At 48.6% G+C, this 4,023-nt stretch carries 3 protein-coding genes; all 3 read left to right on the top strand.

The features are described 5' to 3' along the window. The first annotated feature begins 263 nt into the window (after positions 1–263). Positions 264–2,204, top strand: a complete 1,941-nt coding sequence (locus tag ACW12G_RS06790) for a transketolase family protein (protein ID WP_455647584.1) — start codon at positions 264–266, stop codon at positions 2,202–2,204. 1 nt (position 2,205) lies between these two features. Beyond that, complete coding sequence (locus ACW12G_RS06785; RefSeq protein ID WP_146976784.1) at positions 2,206–3,039, top strand: shikimate dehydrogenase family protein; 834 nt, start codon at positions 2,206–2,208, stop codon at positions 3,037–3,039. Next, positions 3,036–4,023 (top strand): 3-deoxy-7-phosphoheptulonate synthase (aroF, locus tag ACW12G_RS06780; RefSeq protein ID WP_455647583.1); only part of this gene is annotated, 988 nt, incomplete at its 3' end. The genes ACW12G_RS06785 and aroF, both read left to right, overlap by 4 nt.

Here is a 4,023-nt window from a genome sequence, read left to right as displayed (position 1 = left end):
TAGTAAGAGCATCAAATAGGAACGAGAAAAATCATGAACAATACAATTTTGAAAAACAATAGCTATTATTACTTCTGGTTTATGTAGTACCGCCGCATGTTAAGTGCGTCGGTCAACGACGCACTTAGCGGCCAGAGGTTTTTCAAGGTTGGGTCACTAAGTGGAGTGTAACACTTAGTGGCTTTTTATTTTAACAGGTGAACTGTTGTGGTAAATCGTGCTGGGGGTTACACCCTGCACGATTTTTTTTATGAGGAAGAATAATGAGCGAAACATTAGTAAAACCTGATATTGCCACGCAGACGATTAATCAATTACGATTACTCGCTAACCAAATGATTACCAAAGCAGGCTCGGGTCATCCAGGGATTGCTTTGGGAGCGGCGCCAATGCTCTATGAATTGTATGCGAATCAATTGGTGATTGACCCGGCACAACCCGAGGCGCTTAATCGCGATCGGTTTGTGCTATCAGCAGGCCATGGGGCAGCATTACTGTACGCCACTTTGCATGCCGCAGGTTTTGCACTATCGGCTGCTGATTTAGCCGCGTTTCGTCAACCACATTCAAAAACGCCTGGTCATCCTGAAGTGGGGGTGACACCAGGCGTGGATGCGACCACTGGGCCACTGGGACAAGGATTAGGCATGGCAGTTGGTATGGCGATGGCAGAAGCTAAACTTCATGCCCAATTTCCAACGGTCATTGATCACTTCACCTATGCGCTAGTTGGGGATGGTGACTTAATGGAAGGCATCAGTCATGAAGTCGCGACGCTGGCTGGCCAACAGGCGCTGGCAAAACTGATTGTGTTATACGATGATAATCAGGTGAGCTTAGATGGCCAGCGGGCGCGGGCCGATACGGCGGATAATGTCGCCCGATTTGCCAGTTATGGTTGGGATGTACGACGCATTACTGATGGTAATGATTTAGCGGCCATTCATGATGCGATTGAAAATGCCAAATTGTCACCAGAACCCACGTTGATTGCGGTGCGGACAACCATTGGTGATTCAGGACCATATGCTGGGACGCATCAAGCCCACGGGACGCCGCTAACACCGGCCCAACTCAACGCGTTAGCGGATAATTTAGGCACCACATTAACGACGAACTTTAGCCTCGATGAGCCACTCGTTACCCATATGCGTAACAAAATAATGCAGCGTCTCGCACAACAAACAACGCCGAGTGCTGCCGAGTTACAAGCTTATCTTGAATTTGCGCAATGTCAGAGTCCACAAATACCAACCCTTAATGCCACCGCGCAGCAACAAGCAGCGCGCACAATTGGAAAAATCACGTTACAAACAGTCGCTCAAACTTGGCCACAGTTGTGGGGTGGGGCTGCGGATTTAGCCAGTTCCACGCAAACGACGATTACCGATTCATCCTTGTTTGCGCCAAATAATCGTACGGGTCGTAACATTGGATTTGGCGTAAGAGAGTTTGGTATGGGCGCAGTCATGAATGGGATTGGGTTACACGGTGGCACCAAAGTGTTTGGTAGTACATTTCTGGCATTCTCCGACTATATGAAGGCCGCTATTCGTTTGAGTGACTTGCAGCATGATCCAGTCATCTATGTCTTTACCCATGATAGTGTCACAGTTGGCGAAGATGGGCCGACGCATCAACCAGTTGAACAGTTAATGGGGTTGCGCCTGATTCCTGGGGTGAACGTTTTACGACCAGGGACAGCTGAAGAGGTGGCGGCCGCCTGGCACCAAGCCCTTTTATCAACAGATACACCCACGGTTTTAGTCCTAAGTCGTGGCAGTCTAGGTGTACAGGGTACACCAGCACAAGCGCATCAGGCCATGATTGCTGGTGCAGCACAAATTGTTGCGGCACCAGCAGCCGTCGTTAATTTGATTGCCACAGGATCAGAAGTGCAGTTAGCGCTGGCTGTTAGCCAACAACTGCCACAGCCTAGTCGGGTCATTTCAATGCCAGACTTACAACGTTTTCTATCGCTTGATCAGTCAAAAAAAGCTGCAATCATCCCCAAAGACCAGGCTAAAAATGTGATAATAGAAGCAGGCACAACGCTTGGTTGGCAGGCTGTTGCCGGCGATGATGGCTTGATATTTGGCCTTGATCATTTCGGCATGAGCGCTGCACCGCAAACCGTTCTTGAAGACGTTGGTTTGGCCGTGGCTGTGTTGACTGAAAAAATTACGCAACATTTAGGGGGTTAGTATGACAATATATGGTTTGATTGCCCAACCGGCTATGCATTCGCTATCACCAGTGATGCAAAATAGGATGATCGCCGCACGGCAAATCGATGCGTATTATCAAGCATTTGATGTTGCACCCGAACAACTGGGTGCTGCGGTTGCAGGATTACGGGTCCTATCAGTTGGTGGGTTCAATGTGTCGACCCCCCATAAATCAACCATTATCCCGTATTTAGATGAACTCACACCACTGGCGCAACGTCTGCAAGCGGTGAATACGGTCAAAAATGTAAAAGGGCGCTTGATTGGAACGAGCACAGATGGCGATGGTTTTTGGCAAAGTATCCCGCGTAACCAACCACATGAACGGGTGGTGTTACTTGGCACTGGTGGCGCTGCGCGTGCCGTTATGGCAACGGCACTACAATATGGGGTGCGACAATTAACCGTGTTCAATCGTGCGCATCTGGATTGGTCCCAGCGGGAAACGACCGTGGCTTATCTGAGCCAAGGGATTGGGCAATTGGCCGATTTGGCTGATAATCAAACACTCTCAGCAGCTTTACAACAAGCCGATTTGTTAATTAATGCTACAACGGTAGGGATGAATGATGCCCGCACCTTATTAACGGATTACCAAATTGGCCTCTTGCCACAACACACGTTAGTGGTAGATATGATTTATCGTAACCAACAAACAGGCTTATTACGTGCCGCTACCAGTCGTCAATTACCTACGCAAAATGGGTTGGCGATGCTAGTGAATCAGGGCGCATTAAGTTTTGAATACTGGTTTAACCAACCAGCTGATCGCCAGTTGATGGCAGAAACAATTCGAGGAATAACAATATGATTATTATTGCAAATAACAATACCACTGCCCAACATTTGGCCGATCACCTGAGCACAGGGGATCCACTTAAACCGGTATTTGTCCACAACAACCGTGTGGCATTAGCTGGCGTTAAAACATTATCAGCTGAGCTACTGGCACCTTTTAAAAATGACATTATTGATGTTATTACTAACCACCATACTGCCATTGCGTCATCGCGTGACTTCCATCCAGAAGACACGGTGATTACGACCAAGCATTCTGTCATTGGCGGCGATAATTTTGTCTTTATGGCTGGGCCAGATGCCATTGAAAGTCCGGACCATGTGATGACCATGGGTGAGGCCGTTAAAAAGGCTGGGGCGACGATTTTACGTGGTGGGGCCTTTAAACCACGCACATCACCTTACTCATACCAAGGGAATGGTGAAGCTGGTCTTCAAGCGCATCGTGCCGCTGCTGATGCTTTGGGAATGGATATGGTCACCGAGATTTTGGATACCCGTGACGTTGAACTCGTGGATCAGTACACGGATATTTTCCAAGTTGGCACACGCAACATGCAGAATTTTGCCTTGTTGAAAGCTCTTGGACAAAAGCGGAAGCCTGTTGTCTTGAAACGTGGAATGTCTGCCACAATTGATGATTTGTTAAATGCTGCCGAATACATTGTGGCTGGTGGGAACACGCAAATTATTTTAATGGAGCGTGGTATTCGGACCTATGATAATAAGTACACGCGCAACACCATTGATGTCTCTGCCATTCCAGTTCTGCAGAGCTTGACCCATTTTCCAGTGATTGCCGATGCCTCACATGCTGCTGGGGTGGCACAATTTGTGGCACCGCTAGCCTTGGCCGCCATTGCTGCAGGCGCCCAAGGGTTGATGACAGAAATTCATAACGACCCGGCACATGCCTTTGTGGACGGGGCACAAGCACTGACTCCAGCAGAATTTAGCGCATTAGCGGACAAAGCGCGTCGGGTGCGTGAGGTTGTGC

The organism is Leuconostoc sp. (assembly GCF_965300815.1).
The sequence above is the reverse complement of the archived record's forward strand: the minus strand, read 5'-3'. Positions and strand labels throughout refer to the sequence as shown.

What these genes read in the sequence shown, in the direction of transcription:
- ACW12G_RS06790 (WP_455647584.1), top strand. Translation starts at nt 264, where the DNA reads ATGAGCGAAACATTAGTAAAACCTGATATTGCCACGCAGACGATTAAT.
- ACW12G_RS06785 (WP_146976784.1), top strand. Translation starts at nt 2,206, where the DNA reads ATGACAATATATGGTTTGATTGCCCAACCGGCTATGCATTCGCTATCA.